The organism is Marinobacterium sp. NO-S09, assembly GCF_059179545.1.
This window is the reverse complement of the sequence record NZ_CP168954.1, coordinates 202,949-217,812: the sequence shown is the minus strand read 5'-3', so window position 1 is coordinate 217,812 and position 14,864 is coordinate 202,949. Positions and strand designations below refer to the sequence as shown.

Below are 14,864 nucleotides of genomic sequence, written 5' to 3'. Positions count from 1 at the left end.
TACGTCCACCCCTTGGCAAATTGCATCTGCTCAGCGGCGGCGAGAACTCAGGCCAGCGGCCTGCAGCTTGTCGGCCAGTGAGCCTTTTACCGGTGCCTGTTGCGCCGGCTTGGCGGCTGCACGTCCCTTGGGCGCTTGCCCTGAGGATGGCGTTGGCTTGTCTGCGGCTGCGCCGGACTTCATGGTCAGTGAGATGCGCTTGCGCGTTTCATCCACTTCCAAAACACGGACGCGAACGATCTCGCCGCTGCTGACGATCGTGTGCGGGTCACTGACAAAACGGTCGGCCAGCTGAGAAATGTGAACCAGACCATCCTGGTGTACGCCAATATCAACAAAGGCGCCGAAATGGGTCACGTTGGTCACCACGCCTTCCAGCTCCATGCCGGGTTGCAGGTCCTTGAGTGTTTCCACGCCTTCGGCGTATTGCACCGAGCGGAACTCGGGGCGCGGGTCGCGGCCCGGTTTTTCCAGCTCGCTGAGCACATCGCGTACGGTATAGCTGCCGTAACCCTGGGCTTCCAGTTGCGCGGGATCCACCTGTTTCAGCTTGTCGGCCTGCTGCAGCAGCGCCTCGAGTTTGACGCCACAGCTCTTGGCAATGGCCTGTGCCAGCGGGTAACTTTCCGGGTGAACGGCAGAGTTATCCAGCGGCTCCTCGCCATCGCGGATGCGCAGGAAGCCGGCGCATTGTTCGAACGCCTTGGGCCCCAAACGCGGCACCTTGAGCAGTTGGCGACGGTTACGCAGAGCACCGTGCTCGTCACGCCAGGCGACGATATTGTCGGCGGTGGTACGGTTGAGACCGGCAACATGGCTCAGCAGGGCAGAAGATGCCGTGTTCACGTCGACACCCACATGGTTTACACACTGCTCGATGACGCCATCAAGGGACTCGCCCAGACGGTTCTGATCCACATCGTGCTGGTACTGACCCACGCCAATCGATTTGGGGTCGATCTTGACCAGTTCCGCCAGCGGATCCTGCAGGCGACGGGCAATCGATACGGCACCACGGATGGTGACATCGATATCCGGAAACTCCGCAGCAGCCAGCTCGGAAGCAGAATAGACAGACGCACCGGCCTCGTTGACCAGCACCGCCTGTACCGCCTGAGGCACCGACTTGCAGACGGCCTGGGCCAGCTGTTCGGTTTCGCGGGAGGCGGTACCGTTGCCCACGGCGATCAGTTCGGCACCGTGTTTTTTCGCCAGTGTTGTCAGCGTATGCAGGGACTTGTCCCACTGCTTCTGCGGCGCGTGTGGGTAAATGGTGGTGTAGTCCACCAGCTTGCCGGTGGCATCAATCACCGCCACCTTAACGCCGGTTCTCAGGCCGGGGTCCAGGCCGATGGTGGTTTTGGCGCCGGCCGGTGCCGCCAGCAGCAGATCGTTGAGATTACGGGCGAACACCTCAATGGCGGACTGGTCGGCCTGTTCACGCAGGCGTTTCACCAGTTCGGTTTCCAGCGAGGGGCGCATTTTTTTCTGCCAGGCCTGTTCCAGCGTTTGCTGCATCCAGCTGTCCAGCTGCGCCGAGCGCAGCTTGTGGCGTCGGGCCATCTGTTCTTCCGGCCAGCCGTTCAGGCTTTCAGGCAGATGCAGACTAGCCTTGAGTACCCCTTCAGATACACCGCGCAACACGGCCAGAGCGCGATGTGAAGGCACGCGGGCGATGGGCTCGGCATATTCAAAGTAGTCGCGGAACTTGCTGTCCGGATCTGCCTTGCCGCGCGCGGCACGGACCTGGAATTCGCCCTGTTGCCAGAGGCGCTGGCGCAGCTCGCCGGTCAGGTCGGCATCTTCGCTCAGGGCTTCCAGCAGAATCTGGCGTACCCCTTCGGCCACGGCATCCGCGTCGGCAAAGCCAGCCTCGGGGTTGAGAAACTGGTTCAGCTTCCCTTTTGGCAGGGCGCCCTGCTTCATCGCCTCTTGCGCCAGAGGCTCAAGCCCTGCTTCCCGTGCCTCCTGCGCCTTGTTGCGGCGCTTGGGGCGATAGGGCAGGTACAGATCTTCCAGTCGGGCGCGGCTGTCGGCCGCGTTCAATGCCTGCTCCAGCTCCGGTGTCAGCTGGTTCTGCTCGCGCAGGCGACCCAGAATCGACTCACGTCGGCTTTCCAGGTCACGCAGCTGGCCCAGTCGTTCGTGCAGCTGGCGCAACTGGGTATCGTCCAGCGCGCCGGTTTGCTCTTTACGATAGCGGGCTATGAAGGGAAGGGTGGCGCCCTGATCCAGCAGGGCGAGGGTGGCGGTGACCTGAGCTGGCTTAATGCTCAGCTCGGTCGCCAGTTGCTGTTCAATGGACATGGCAGCTCGTCTAGGTTCAGGGCACCTGCAGAATCTGCAGGGAATTGGTGCCGCCATGCTCGCCGATGCTGGCACCACGGGTCAAGATAACGCGATCACCGCTTTGCAGCAGCTCGCGTGCCTGCAGTCCGGCCAGCACTTCTTCATTGAGGCGCGTTTCATCGACAGCAGTAGCGTCGAAGAACATCGGCATGACACCACGGTACAGTGCCATACGGCGCATGGTGCGGTGGTTGCGGGTCAGGGCGAAGATCGGCAGGCCGGAACGGATTCGGGACATCCACAGCGGTGTGGAGCCGGATTCGGTCAGGCAGATGATCGCCTTCACGCTGTCCAGACCGTTCGCTGTATACATGGCGGCGCGGGCGATGGCTTCATCGGTGCGGGTACACAGATGATCCGGTGCTACCGGTGCCGGGCGTGACAGCTGGTGCTTTTCGGCACCCTGGCAGATGCGGGTCATCGCTTCGACCACTTCGACCGGGTAGTTGCCAGCGGCGGTTTCGGCGGACAGCATGACGGCATCGGTGCCATCCAGAATGGCGTTGGCCACATCGAATACCTCGGCGCGGGTCGGCATCGGATTCTGGATCATGGTTTCCATCATCTGGGTAGCCGTGATCACCACGCGATTAAGCTGGCGGGCACGTTTGATGATGTGTTTCTGCACCCCGATCAACTCGGCATCGCCGATCTCGACGCCCAAATCACCTCGGGCAACCATAACGCCGTCGCAGGCATTAATGATGGCATCCAGCGCTTCGGGGCTGGCCACGGTTTCGGCGCGCTCCACTTTGGCGATGATTTCGGCGCTGCTGCCGGCCGCTTCCAGCAGCTCGCGCGCGGTGTTCAGGTCATCGGCGGTACGCGGGAAGGAAACGGCGACATAATCCATCTCCAGCTCGGCCGCGACCTTGATGTCGTGTTTGTCCTTGTCGGTCAGTGCTGCTGCGCTGAGGCCACCGCCCTGACGGTTGATGCCCTTGTTGTTGGACAGAGGGCCACCCACGGTGACTTCGGTTTCAATGCGACTGCCGTTAATCTGCAGTACTTTCAGTTGCACCCGGCCGTCATCCAGCAGCAGGATATCGCCAGCGCTGCAATCTTCCGGCAGGGCCTTGTAGTCGACGCTCACGGCCTGCTGGTTGCCGCCGGTTTCATCCATCGCAGCGTCCAGCACAAAGTGATCACCGATCGCCAGCTGGATCGGACCCTCCTTGAAACGGGAGATGCGAATTTTCGGACCCTGGAGGTCGCCCAGCAGTGCCACGGACTCGCCCGTGCGACGACAGGCTTCGCGTACCGCTTCCACACGGCCGCGGTGATCGTCAGCACTGCCGTGGGAAAAATTCAGGCGCACGGTATTCACGCCGGCACGAATCAAGTCGTCCAGGCGGCCCGGTGCATCAGTAGAAGGACCCAGAGTCGCTACAATTTTGGTACGCTTAAGCATCAATTCTGATCTCTTGTCAGTGGAGGGTCGAACGTCTCGACTAAAGTATGGCTCCAGACACTATTTTTCAAGCGCCCAACCCCAATCTGCCGTTGCTGTTCGGCATGGACAAGGATGAATAATGCGTCTGGGTAGGCTGCGCCGTTATCGTCCCCTGTCCCTGTTGTTGGGCATTGTGCTGTTCCTGATCGTGATGATGCAGGTGGCTTACCTGAGCCGTCAGCAGGCGCTGGAGGAGCTGCAGCAACAAGCTGTTGCGAATATGGGGCGCTACGTGCTCAGCGTGCAGCAGAAGCTGGACCGGTACAAGGACCTGCCTCAGGTGATGGCCAGCCATTCGCGCCTGCGTGATGCCCTGGCTGAGCCTGAGGATGCAGGGCGGATTGACCGCGCCAACCGCTATCTGCAGCAGATTACCGAAGTGGTGGGCGCCACCGACAGCTATCTGATGGGGCCGAATGGCCTTACCCTGGCGGCCAGCAACTGGTACAAGGAAAAGAGCTTTGTCGGCCGCAATTTCAGTTTCCGGCCCTACTTCCAGGATGCCATGGAGGGCAAGGCCGGGCGTTATTTTGCACTGGGGACCACCTCTCGTAGGCGCGGTTACTTCTTTTCCTGGCCGATCTGGCAGGCCGAAAAGGTGATCGGGGTCGCGGTGGTTAAAATTGACCTGCAGGAAATAGAGCGTGACTGGAATGACCCCCTGCAGGATATTGCCGTAACCGATGAAGATGGCGTAATCGTGATCGCCACCCGCCCTGAATGGAAATTTCATACCCTGCACCGCCTCTCTCCGTCTGATCTGAAACGCATTCTTGAAAGTCTGCGTTATCTGGATCATCCACTGGAAGCACTGGAGGTGGTGCGTCGTGAGCAGCTGGAACAGGGCGGTGAACTGATAACCCTTCTGGAAGGCGACCGTATTCGCGGCTCGGCACTGGATGGCCTGAAAACCACCGAGTACCTGCTGGTACAACGCCCCGTACCCGGCACCGGGTTGAATGTCTCCATCATGGCGCGCCTGACCACGGTCAATGAGGCGGTGCTGCAGGCCATGGTGCTGGCGGTCTTTGTCTATATCGCGCTGGTGTTGCTGGTGCTGTTTCTGCAGGCGCGCTGGCGTATCGGCCGTGAGCGTCGCGCGTTTCAGCGTCGGGAGCTGAATGCACTGGCGGAACGTGAACGCCAGGTCAGCGCCATTATTACCAACACCCATGCCGGTCTGATTACCCTGGATAGCCAGGGCCGGGTTGAATCGGTTAACCCGACTGCAGAAAAGCTGTTCGGGATCTCCGTCGAGTCGATCCGGGATCATGCCTTTACCGAGCTGATCCGACCGGAAGAGCATGAAGCCTGTAAGCGCGTAATCGGCGCGGCGTCCTGCCGTGACATGCCGGAGCTGACGCTGGAGTCCAGCGGTGTACGCGCCGACGGCAGCCATTTCCCCATCGAGTTGACCATCGGTTGCATGGCATTGGCGGGAGACCGCCACTTTATCGTCACCGTGCATGACATGACCGAGCGCAAGCAGTATGAAGATGAGCTGCAGCGTGCCCGTGAAGCGCTGGAAACCCGGGTGGAGGAGCGTACGTCGGACCTGCGGCGTACCAACGACCGTCTGCTGGAAGAGATGCAGCAGCACCGCAGCACCCAGAATGAACTGATTCAGACCGCAAAGCTGGCCGTGCTGGGGCAGCTGGCGGCAGGGATCAACCATGAACTCAACCAGCCGCTGACGGCGATCCGCAACTACGCCGACAACGCGGCCGCGTTCCTAAAATTGAACAAACCCGAGCGGGTAGAGGTGAACCTGCAGGAGATCGCCGGCCTGACCGAACGCATGGCCAAGATCATCCATCCGCTGAAGGAGTTCTCGCGCCAGAGCAGTGACCAGCCGGGGCCGACTTCGCTCAAGGCCGTGCGTGACGGGGCCATGTCGATGATGTACGGGCGTCTGGACAAGTCGGGTGTTGAACTCAACTGGCCGGAGCTGAACGATATCTATGTGCTGGGCGATACCCTGCGTCTGGAGCAGGTGCTGGTCAACCTGCTGTCCAATGCCCTGCAGGCGATGGCGCAAAGCCCGGTCAAACGCATTGATGTGACACTGGAACAGGCCGAAGGTCTGGTGCGCCTGAAACTGCATGACACTGGTCCAGGCATTGCTGCCGACGATATGCAGAGGGTGTTCGAGCCTTTCTTTACCACCAAACAGCGTGGTGAAGGGCTGGGCCTGGGGCTATCGATTTCGCACCGGATCATGGAGAATCTGGGCGGACGCCTGAGCGTTGCAAACCACCCACAGGGCGGCGCCCTGTTCACCCTGGAACTGCCGGCCGTGGCTGAGCGTGAATACAAGGAGATGCCATGAGCAGTCAGCCGCTGCCTGTGATCCTGATCGACGATGAGCACCATATCCGCATGGCGGCAGGGCAGACGCTGGAGCTGGCCGGCTATGACCTGATCACTCTGGAAAAGGCTGAGCCGGCGCTACAGAAAGTTAATGAAGACTGGCCCGGAGTAGTTGTCAGCGATATCAACCTGCCGGGCATGGATGGCCTGGAGCTGATGCGTCAGGTGCAGGCGATCGATCCTGACCTGCCGGTAATTCTGATTACCGGCCATGGTGATATATCCATGGCGGTGGGTGCCATTCGCGACGGCGCCTATGATTTTATCGAGAAGCCGTTCGCCTCGGAACTGCTGCTGGATGTGGTGCGTCGGGCCCTGGACAAGCGCAGCCTGACTCTGGAAAACCGTCGCCTGCGTGATGAAGTGGAAGCGCAGAATGTACCGGGCCCGCGCATTATCGGTAACACCCAGGCGATTCGCTCGCTGCGCCAGCTCAGCCGCTCGGTCGCAGATATGCCGGCGGATATCCTGATCCAGGCTGAAACCGGGTGCGGCAAGGATTTGCTGGCGCGTTACCTGCACGAGCACGGCAAGCGCCGCGATCACAATTTCGTCGCCATTAACTGCGGTGCCGTTCCGGAAAACCTGATCGAAAGTGAGTTGTTTGGTCACGAAGCAGGTGCATTCACCGATGCCAAGGCGCAGCGGATCGGCAAATTCGAGCACGCCAACGGTGGTACCCTGTTTCTGGACGAGATCGAGAGCATGCCCATGGCGCTGCAAATCAAGCTGCTGCGGGTACTGGAAGAGCGTGCCATCGAGCGGTTGGGTTCCAATGATGTGATCCCGTTAGATCTGCGTGTAATTGCCGCCACCAAGCTGGACCTGAAGGCCGAAGCCGAGGCGGGCCGTTTTCGTGAAGACCTCTACTACCGCCTGAACGTGGTACGTCTGGATATTCCGCCGTTGCGTGAACGACGCGAAGATATTGCACTATTGTTCCAGCATTTTGCCCTGGTGGCCTCGTCACTGTACAACCGGGAAATTCCGCAGCTGTCCGCCGAACGCATGCACAGCCTGATGATGCATGACTGGCCCGGCAATGTGAGGGAACTGCGCAACCTGGCCGAGCGTTATGTGCTTTTGGGTGAGGGATGTACCTTCGATTTCGACAACCGCCCGATTACCTCGGATGCCCAGGCCGATAACATGACGCTGCCGGAGCAGGTGGAGCGCTTCGAGAAAATGTTGATTCACACCGAACTGGGCCGTCACGGTGGCTCGATCAAGGATACTCTGGAGAGTCTGGGTGTGCCGCGCAAGACGTTGTACGACAAGATGAAAAAGTACGGTCTGGATAAGAACGACTACAAGCAGTAATACGGATACGACTGGAAAGCACGCAAACAAGAAGGCCGCCCGAGGGCGGCCTTCTTGTATCTACAGTCTGGATCAGAGTTTGAAGCGGCTGAGCATCTGCTCCAGCTGCTGCGACAGCTGTTCCAGCTCGTCGGATACCCGGTTGAGGTGTTCCGAGCGCTCGGCGGTTTCCTCGGCGCTGCGGCTGATCTCGGTGATGCTCTGCTCCACGCTGCTGGCCATGTCGCTCTGTTCGCGCACCGCGCTCGCCACCTGGTGGTTCAGGTCATTGATGACCCGCACTTCTTCGTTAATGTTGGTGAGCGTGGTGTTGCTCTGGCGCACCTGCTCAACACCGTTACCGGCGGCTTCCAGCGCTTCCTGCATTACGGAGACTGCTTCCTTGGCATCGTTCTGCAGCGCCACGATGATCTGGTTGATCTCTTCGGTGGAGTTATGGGTGCGAGACGCCAGGGTACGCACTTCATCCGCTACCACAGCGAAGCCTCGGCCCTGTTCACCGGCACGGGCTGCTTCGATGGCCGCGTTCAGTGCCAGCAGGTTGGTCTGCTCGGCGATTTTCTGAATCACTTCCAGTACCGTGCCTACGTTCTGGCTCTGACTGTCCAGCTTCTGGATCACGTCGGTTGCGCGCTCAATGTTCTGCTGCAGGCGTTCGATGGCGGTAATGGCCTGCTGCGTGATCTGCGCGCCTTCGTTACTTTCCTGCAATGCCATATCGGAGGCGGACACCGTGTTCTCGGCGCTGGCGGCGACACTGCGGGTGGCGGCTTCCATCTGCTCCATGGCCGAGGCAACCGAGGTGGTCTGCATCTGCTGATGGTGAACGGCGGAAGCGGAGTCGGTGGCGACACGGCTGATACGGCTGCCCGACTCAGCCAGACGGCTGACGGTGTCGTTCACGTGTTTCATGCCGTCATGGATGTTGTCCAGCATTGAGTTGAACGCAACCGACATCTGGCCAATTTCGTCACCGGAATTGATCTGTGAACGCAGGTTCAGATCGTTGTCGCGCTCGATGCTGTGGATGGTATCGGCCAGAGCGTTCACCGGTTTGATGACGATACGGCGCAGCAGCAGGCTGATCAGGATAATGCCGGCCACGAACAGGCCCAGCTCTATCAGCGCAACGCTGATCAGGTTCTGGTTAACCTGCTTGTCCAGCGCGTCAAAGGAGTAGGTGACACGCACGGCACCAATGACTTCGCCTTCCGGTACCTGGTGGCACAGCAGACAGTTGGTGCCCTTGTAGTCGGACAGGGCCTTCATCGGCGTCACTACGGTGAGGCGATGGCCCTGCTCGTCGTCGAGTTCTTCGATCACGTGCTCGCCCTGCATGGCGCGTTTATCGAAGTCGTCGACCGGGTGGGAGTCATCGCTGCCGGGGCCGTAGACGTCACTGATCTGCTGGCCACGGATGATGCGGGCTTCGGTGATCGCCTCGTTGGACAGCATCTTCTGTTGCAGGGTGCTGCGGTTGGCCATGGCGCCGCTGAGCATGAGGATGTTGATACTGTCGAAGTAGGAGTCGGCGGCATCCAGGGTGGATTGGGTAACAACGTTATCGACCAGTGAAGTTTCACTGCGGTAGATAGTGGTTAGCGAGCTGATCAGGATGACCAGGAACACCACAACCAGGGACAGGTTGACCTTATGCTGAATCGAAATGGAGCTGTTCACGTTATTCCATCCTGATCTCTGAGCTGCGCTGTTAATAGGCTTGCGTTATTAAAAATGTCGTTACCAGTATACAGATCCTATGCAAAAAAAAGCTGATCTGCCACAAGAGTTTGTTTTCGCTGGATTTGGGTGGAAATCCACCCATTCACAGTAGGTATTTGTGTCGAAAGCCGCTGAAAACGGCCGGGGCCAGATGCGTGAAATATTTTGCTTATTATATTTTAAATGTTTGAAATTGAAGGTTTATTTAATTTATTTTGCGGTTTTATGTGAACTTGGCCCCTGCCTTGCTTAGTGACTCCTGTGTTTCCTGCGACCGATCACCCCCAAGAAAAAGATCGGCATGAAGGCACCAACAACAGAAATAACAGGAGAAACTTCATCATGCGCTTACTGACCGCTGCTGCTACAACCCTGGCCCTGACCCTGGGTGCTCAATTCGCTGCTGCTGCTCCTATCGAGCTGAAATTTTCCCACGTGGTGGCCGAAAATACCCCGAAAGGCCAGATGGCCCTGAAATTCCGTGATCTTGTTGCCGAGCGTATGGGCGACAAGGTTGAAGTAAAGGTGTTCCCAAACTCCCAGCTGTTTGGTGATAACAAGGTACTGGAAGCCATGCTGCTGGGTGATGTGCAGATGGCGGCACCGTCCCTGTCCAAGTACCAGAAGTACACCAAGTCCCTGCAGATTTTTGACCTGCCGTTCCTGTTCAAGGACATGGAAGCTGTTGAGCGTTTTCAGCAAAGCGACCGAGGTCAGGAGCTGCTGAATTCTCTGCGCAAGCGTGGCCTGGTCGGTCTGGGTTACCTGCATAACGGCATGAAACAGCTGTCTGCCAGCGAGCCTCTGCGCGTGCCGGCTGATGCGGCCGGCAAGAAATTCCGCATCATGACCTCTGACGTGTTGCAGGCCCAGTTTGAGGCGGTTGATGCCGTGCCGCTGAAAAAACCCTTCTCTGAAGTGTTCACCCTGCTGCAGACCAAAGCGATCGATGGTCAGGAAAATACCTGGTCAAACATCTACTCCAAGAAGTTCCACGAAGTGCAGCCCTACATCACCGACTCCAACCATGGTGTGCTGGACTATCTGGTCGTGACCTCTGCCGAGTTCTGGAGCGGCCTGGATGATGATGTGCGTGCCGAGCTGAAGCAGGCGCTGGATGAAGCCATTGTGTACGGCAACAAGATCTCTGCTGACAAGGCCGCCGAGGACCGTCAGGCAATCATCGACTCCGGCCGTAGTGAAGTGATCGAAATTTCTGATGCCGAGCGCCAGCAGTGGGTGGAAGCCATGAAGCCGGTGTGGAAAGAGTTCGAAGACGAAATCGGTGCCGACCTGATCGAAGCGGCTGTTCAGTCCAACCAGTAATCCACTGAACACAAGATCCATCAGGGGTGGTCGCACAAGGCCATCCCGCAGCAGCCCTTCGCCCGGAGGGCTGTCCGAGACCGGGAAAAAGCTATGTCTGTACGTAATCTGGTAACGCACATCGAAGAGGCGATCCTGTCGCTGCTGCTGTTGTCCATGACTCTGCTGGTATTTGCAGAAGTGGTCGCGCGCTTCGGTTTCAACGCCGGCATCCACTGGGCACAGGAGGTCACCCTTCTGCTGTCAGCCTGGTTTGTGCTGTTCGGTGCCTCCTACGGTGTCAAGGTCGGCGCCCACATTGGTGTGGATGTCTTCGTTAAAATGCTGCCGGCAGGGGTACACCGAGGCGTGACTCTGATTGCGGTTGCGCTTTGTCTGTTCTACTGCGGCCTCTTCCTGTATGGCTCCTGGATCTACCTGGCCAAGATGAAAATGATCGGCATTGAACTGGAAGACCTGCCCATTCCCAAGTGGACCGTGATGACGATCCTGTTGATCGGTTTTGGCCTGCTGGCGCTGCGCTTTTTGCAGCTGGGCTGGAAAGTCCTCAAGGGTGAAGCGGACGGTTTCCACTTTGCCGATGAAGCCGAAGAGAGTATGGAAATTGCCCGTGACCTCAAGGGCGATGACGGGGAGGCACGCCAATGACCACTGCCATGCTGTTTATCATCCTGTTCGGCTGCATGCTGATGGGGATGCCGATCGCGATTGCACTGGGCCTGTCCAGTGTCACCACGATCCTGCTGTTTTCCAACGATTCGCTGGCGTCGGTGGCGCTGAAGCTGTTCGAGGCCACCTCTGAGCACTACACCCTGCTGGCGATCCCCTTCTTTATTCTGTCATCCGCGTTTCTGTCCACCGGTGGTGTGGCCAAGCGCCTGATCAACTTCGCCATCGATGCCATTGGCCATGTCCGTGGCGGTCTGGCGATGGCATCAGTGATGGCCTGTATGCTGTTTGCTGCCGTGTCCGGTTCCTCGCCGGCGACTGTTGCGGCCATAGGCACCATCGTAATCGCGGGTATGGTGCGCTCCGGTTATCCGGAAGCCTTTGCCGCAGGCGTAATTGCCAACGCCGGTACCCTGGGGATTCTGATTCCGCCGTCCATCGTGATGCTGGTGTATGCTGCTGCAACCGAAGTATCGGCCTCGCGCATGTTCATGGCCGGCTTTATTCCGGGCCTGATGATGGGTCTGCTGCTGATGGTAGCCATCTACATTGCAGCGCGCATCATGAAGCTGCCGGCGCAGCCGTTCCCGGGCTTCAAGCAGCTGTTCCGTTCGGGCGGCATCGCCATGGGCGGTTTGATGCTGATTGTGATCGTACTGGGTTCCATCTACGGCGGTATCGCGTCTCCGACTGAAGCTGCAGCCGTTGCGGCCGTCTACGCCTACCTGATCGCGGTCATGGGCTATCGTGATATCGGCCCGTTGAAAGGTGTGGCCTGGCGTAATGAAGGCGAGGCCATGGGGAGCGCAATTGCGCGCAACCTGTTCCAGGTAGTGATGGCGATTCCTCGCTCCATTTCCCATCCGGAAGTGCGCAAAGTGTTTGTGGATGCCTCCAAGGTTTCCATGATGCTGCTGTTCATCATCGCCAACGCCATGCTGTTTGCCCACGTGCTGACCACCGAGCGTATTCCTCACAACATTGCGGAAATGATCATGCAGTGGGGTCTGCCGGCCTGGGGCTTCCTGATTGTGGTCAATATTCTGCTGCTGATTGCCGGTAACTTCATGGAACCCTCGGCGATCCTGCTGATTATGGCACCGATCCTGTTCCCGATCGCCATGCAGCTGGGTATCGATCCGATCCACCTGGGTATCATCATGGTCGTGAACATGGAGATCGGCATGCTGACACCGCCAGTGGGGCTTAACCTGTTCGTGACCGCCGGTATAACAGGGCGCAACATGATCTGGGTGATCAAGGCCTGTCTGCCCTGGCTGGGCCTGCTGTTGTTCTTCCTGATACTGATCACCTATATACCGCAGATATCGTTGTTCCTGCCGGAGTATATCGATCAGCTGAAAGGCTACTGATCCACCACAGGAGATCCGACCTTTGTCAGCAGGATGCTGACAGGGTGGAACCGCTGTCTTCGGGCAGCGGTTTTTTTATGTGTGGCGGTTGGCGCTATAATGCGCGCTTTCGTTCATCCGACAGAGAGTCTTTATGCTCGGAGTAATTGCAGCACTCTGGGGCTTCACCGGCATCTGCCTGCTGTTTTCCAGCGCGATCTATCGCCTGGGCGGCATGGCGCTGGAGATGCCGTTGGGCAATTTTGAGTGGTATCACTGGCTGGCGTTGGTGCTGTGCCTGGCCTTTATGGGGTTTGCCGAAGGATATCGAGGCTTTCAGCAGAATTTCTCGCCCCGTGTGGCCGCGCGGATTCGCTATCTGAAACAGAATGTTACGCCGCTGCGCGCGGTGCTGGCACCGGTATTCTGCATGGGGTTTTTCCATGCCCAGAAGCGGCGCAAGATCGTTACCTACTGCCTGACCGGCGGCATTATCGGACTGATTTTGCTGGTGCGGATGCTGGAGCAGCCCTGGCGCGGCATCATCGATGCCGGTGTGGTGCTGGGGTTGAGCTGGGGGATTGTTTCGCTGGCGTTGTTTACCCTGCAGGCACTGACCCGGCAGGAATTCGAGTATTCACCGGAAACCCCGGACCAGCCGCGCTAAACAACGCAGCCGGCGCTTGCGCCCCGCCACTGTCTGAGTGACGGGGCTCGCGGTCAGCCGAGGAACAGCTTGTAGGCGCTGTTGTCGGTTTCGTCGTAGTAGGTATAACCGATCTCTTCCAGGAAGGCGACGACCTGGTCGCGCTCCGCATCAGGCACCTGCATACCTACCAGTACACGCCCGTAGGCGGCGCCGTGGTTACGATAATGGAACATGGAAATGTTCCAGCGCCCGCCCAGCTTGCTGAGGAATTTCATCAGCGCGCCCGGACGTTCCGGGAACTCAAAGCGGTAGACCACCTCGTTATCCACGCTGGTCGGGGCATGCCCACCCACCATGTAGCGCACGTGCAGCTTGGCGGTTTCGTCATCGGTCAGATCGACCACTTCATCCAGATGTTCGTGCAGTTCGCCCAGCAGTTCTTCACGGCCATCATTGTTGGGACGGATCTGAATGCCGGCAAAGACGATCGCCTGGTCATCGTCACTGTAGCGGTAGTTGAATTCGGTGATGTTGCGTTTGCCCAGTACCTTGCAGAACTGTTTGAAGCTACCTGGTTTTTCCGGGATTTTGGCGGCAATGATCGCTTCGCGCTGCTCACCCAGTTCGGAACGCTCGGCGATATGACGCAAGCGGTCGAAGTTGACGTTGGCACCGGAGTTGATGGCGATCAGGGTCTGGTCGCTTATGCCTTCGCGTGCGACATATTTCTTCAGGCCGGCCACACCCAGAGCACCGGCCGGCTCCGTGACCGAGCGGGTATCATCGAAGATATCCTTGATGGCGGCACAGATTTCATCGGTGGAGACGGTGACAACTTCGTCGACGAAATCCTTGCACACCTCCCAGGTGTTTTCGCCGATCTGGGCGACGGCGACGCCGTCCGCGAACAGCCCAACCTGATCCAGCACGGCACGATGACCTGCCTGCATGGCCAATGCCAGGCAGGCGGAATCGGCATACTCCACGCCGATCACTTTCGTCTCTGGGCGCAGGTATTTCACATAAGCCGCGACGCCAGCGATCAGGCCGCCACCGCCTACAGGCACGAAGATGGCATCGATATGGCCGCTTTCCTGGCGCAGTATTTCCATGGCAATGGTGCCCTGGCCAGCGATTACTTCCGGATCGTCATAGGGGTGTACGTAGACCATCCCCTTTTCTTCCATCAGCTTTTCGGAGTGGCGGCGGGCATCATCAAAGGCATCACCGACCAGTACGGCCTTGCCGCCCAGGCGCTTGACGTTGTTCACCTTCACATCTGGCGTGGTTTTGGGCATCACGATGGTGGCCTTGATGCCCAGCAGGCGGGCCGACAGGGCAACACCCTGGGCGTGGTTGCCGGCAGAGGCGGTAATGACGCCACGGGCCTTTTCTTCTTCGGACAGCTGCGAAATCTTGTTGTAGGCGCCACGCACTTTGAATGAATACACCGGCTGCTCATCTTCACGTTTAAGCAGCACCCGGTTGCCCAGGCGTTCGGTCAGGCCGCGGGCCTCGTCCAGCGGTGTTTCAACAGCGGCGTCATAGACCCGTGCTTCGAGGATCTTCTTGATATATCGATGTGGCATAGGACAGGTATCTGTATCTCGGTAGGGCCGCTGTAACAGGGCCGGTGTGAGCAATGTTTCGCCAA

The 14,864-nt window shown here is 58.7% G+C and carries 10 protein-coding genes; 6 read left to right on the top strand and 4 right to left on the bottom strand.

The window, feature by feature from the left end; all coding sequences use genetic code 11:
- Positions 1-30 precede the first annotated feature (30 nt).
- A complete protein-coding gene (locus O3C79_RS01150) occupies positions 31-2,307 on the bottom strand; it encodes a Tex family protein (protein ID WP_494384495.1) in 2,277 nt (758 codons plus the stop codon).
- A 16-nt stretch (positions 2,308-2,323) separates the two neighbouring features.
- Positions 2,324-3,760 (bottom strand): pyruvate kinase, encoded by a 1,437-nt coding sequence (gene pyk, locus O3C79_RS01145; RefSeq protein ID WP_494384494.1) that lies wholly within the window; start codon positions 3,758-3,760, stop codon positions 2,324-2,326.
- A 121-nt stretch (positions 3,761-3,881) separates the two neighbouring features.
- Between pyk and O3C79_RS01140 the strand changes: the two genes are divergently transcribed.
- Both O3C79_RS01140 and O3C79_RS01135 read left to right on the top strand, forming a co-directional pair.
- The gene (locus tag O3C79_RS01140) at positions 3,882-6,131 is read left to right on the top strand and encodes an ATP-binding protein (RefSeq protein ID WP_494384493.1); all 2,250 of its coding nucleotides are present in this window, start codon (positions 3,882-3,884) and stop codon (positions 6,129-6,131) included.
- Entirely contained in the window at positions 6,128-7,492 is a 1,365-nt protein-coding gene (locus tag O3C79_RS01135; RefSeq protein ID WP_494384492.1) for a sigma-54-dependent transcriptional regulator, read from the top strand. The genes O3C79_RS01140 and O3C79_RS01135 overlap by 4 nt, the downstream gene beginning before the upstream one ends.
- A gap of 72 nt (positions 7,493-7,564) precedes the next feature.
- On the opposite strand, the gene O3C79_RS01130 is transcribed toward O3C79_RS01135, so the two are convergent.
- A complete protein-coding gene (locus O3C79_RS01130; RefSeq protein WP_010321534.1) occupies positions 7,565-9,172 on the bottom strand; it encodes a methyl-accepting chemotaxis protein in 1,608 nt (535 codons plus the stop codon).
- A gap of 384 nt (positions 9,173-9,556) precedes the next feature.
- On the opposite strand from O3C79_RS01130, the gene O3C79_RS01125 reads away from it, so the two are divergent.
- The 4 genes from O3C79_RS01125 (at position 9,557) to O3C79_RS01110 (ending at position 13,228) form a co-directional block, all read left to right on the top strand.
- Entirely contained in the window at positions 9,557-10,540 is a 984-nt protein-coding gene (locus tag O3C79_RS01125; RefSeq protein ID WP_010321535.1) for a TRAP transporter substrate-binding protein, read from the top strand.
- Positions 10,541-10,633: 93 nt separating this feature from the next.
- Positions 10,634-11,188, top strand: coding sequence for a TRAP transporter small permease (locus O3C79_RS01120; RefSeq protein ID WP_010321536.1), 555 nt, complete (start codon positions 10,634-10,636; stop codon positions 11,186-11,188).
- Positions 11,185-12,582 carry a TRAP transporter large permease gene (locus O3C79_RS01115; RefSeq protein ID WP_494384491.1) on the top strand — a complete coding sequence of 466 codons (1,398 nt, stop codon included), beginning with the start codon at positions 11,185-11,187 and terminating at the stop codon, positions 12,580-12,582. Before O3C79_RS01120 ends, O3C79_RS01115 begins: the two co-directional genes overlap by 4 nt.
- A 133-nt stretch (positions 12,583-12,715) precedes the next feature.
- Positions 12,716-13,228 (top strand): hypothetical protein, encoded by a 513-nt coding sequence (locus O3C79_RS01110; protein ID WP_494384490.1) that lies wholly within the window; start codon positions 12,716-12,718, stop codon positions 13,226-13,228.
- 53 nt (positions 13,229-13,281) lie between these two features.
- Here the strand turns inward: O3C79_RS01110 and ilvA are convergent, their stop codons facing one another.
- Positions 13,282-14,799 carry a threonine ammonia-lyase, biosynthetic gene (gene ilvA / locus O3C79_RS01105; protein ID WP_494384489.1) on the bottom strand — a complete coding sequence of 506 codons (1,518 nt, stop codon included), beginning with the start codon at positions 14,797-14,799 and terminating at the stop codon, positions 13,282-13,284.
- Positions 14,800-14,864 lie beyond the last annotated feature (65 nt).

Coding starts and splice junctions, on each gene's coding strand:
- O3C79_RS01150 (WP_494384495.1), bottom strand. CDS start 2,307: ATGTCCATTGAACAGCAACTGGCGACCGAGCTGAGCATTAAGCCAGCT.
- pyk (WP_494384494.1), bottom strand. CDS start 3,760: ATGCTTAAGCGTACCAAAATTGTAGCGACTCTGGGTCCTTCTACTGAT.
- O3C79_RS01140 (WP_494384493.1), top strand. CDS start 3,882: ATGCGTCTGGGTAGGCTGCGCCGTTATCGTCCCCTGTCCCTGTTGTTG.
- O3C79_RS01135 (WP_494384492.1), top strand. CDS start 6,128: ATGAGCAGTCAGCCGCTGCCTGTGATCCTGATCGACGATGAGCACCAT.
- O3C79_RS01125 (WP_010321535.1), top strand. CDS start 9,557: ATGCGCTTACTGACCGCTGCTGCTACAACCCTGGCCCTGACCCTGGGT.
- O3C79_RS01120 (WP_010321536.1), top strand. CDS start 10,634: ATGTCTGTACGTAATCTGGTAACGCACATCGAAGAGGCGATCCTGTCG.
- O3C79_RS01115 (WP_494384491.1), top strand. CDS start 11,185: ATGACCACTGCCATGCTGTTTATCATCCTGTTCGGCTGCATGCTGATG.
- O3C79_RS01110 (WP_494384490.1), top strand. CDS start 12,716: ATGCTCGGAGTAATTGCAGCACTCTGGGGCTTCACCGGCATCTGCCTG.
- ilvA (WP_494384489.1), bottom strand. CDS start 14,799: ATGCCACATCGATATATCAAGAAGATCCTCGAAGCACGGGTCTATGAC.